Source organism: Streptomyces boluensis, from assembly GCF_009908195.1.
GTDB classification, from domain to species: domain Bacteria; phylum Actinomycetota; class Actinomycetes; order Streptomycetales; family Streptomycetaceae; genus Streptomyces; species Streptomyces boluensis.
This window is the reverse complement of the sequence record NZ_JAAAHS010000775.1, coordinates 1-626: the sequence shown is the minus strand read 5'-3', so window position 1 is coordinate 626 and position 626 is coordinate 1. Positions and strand designations below refer to the sequence as shown.

Below are 626 nucleotides of genomic sequence, written 5' to 3'. Positions count from 1 at the left end.
GACTGCCCCTACGTCAACTTCACCCCCTCCACCGGACTCCACCACCCCGCTCTCGCTCCTGTCGCCGCCTCGTCGGGCCTGCCCTACGCCGGGCGCGACGGCAAGACCGGCCAGACCCTGCTGCGCGCCGTGCTCGCGCCGATGTTCCTGCAGCGCGCCCTCGCCGTCCGCGCCTGGTCCGGCACGAACCTCCTCGGCGGCGGCGACGGCGCCGCCCTCGCCGACCCGGCCGCCGCCGCGGCCAAGAACGCGGGCAAGGAACGCGTCCTCACCGACGTCCTCGGCACCGCACCCGAAGGCGAGGTCCACATCGACGACGTGCCCGCCCTCGGCGACTGGAAGACCGCCTGGGACCACATCGCCTTCGACGGCTTCCTCGGCTCCCGCATGGTGCTCCAGACCATCTGGCAGGGCTGCGACTCGGCACTCGCCGCCCCACTCGTACTCGACCTCGCCCGCATCGTCGCCCGCGCCGCCGACACCGGACTCACCGGCCCACGCCCGGAGTTGGGCTTCTACTTCAAGGACCCCGACGGCCACACCTCGGCCGCCCTCGGCGAGCAGTACGCGGCCCTCCTCTCCTTCGCGGACCGCCTCCGGGGCGAGCGGTGAGGCGGGGGGTGGGG

General features: G+C 74.3%; 1 protein-coding gene. It reads left to right on the top strand.

What is annotated here, in order from left to right; all coding sequences use genetic code 11:
- On the top strand, positions 1-612 hold a 612-nt coding region (locus GUY60_RS38040; protein WP_187370245.1), incomplete at its 5' end, for an inositol-3-phosphate synthase.
- Positions 613-626 lie beyond the last annotated feature (14 nt).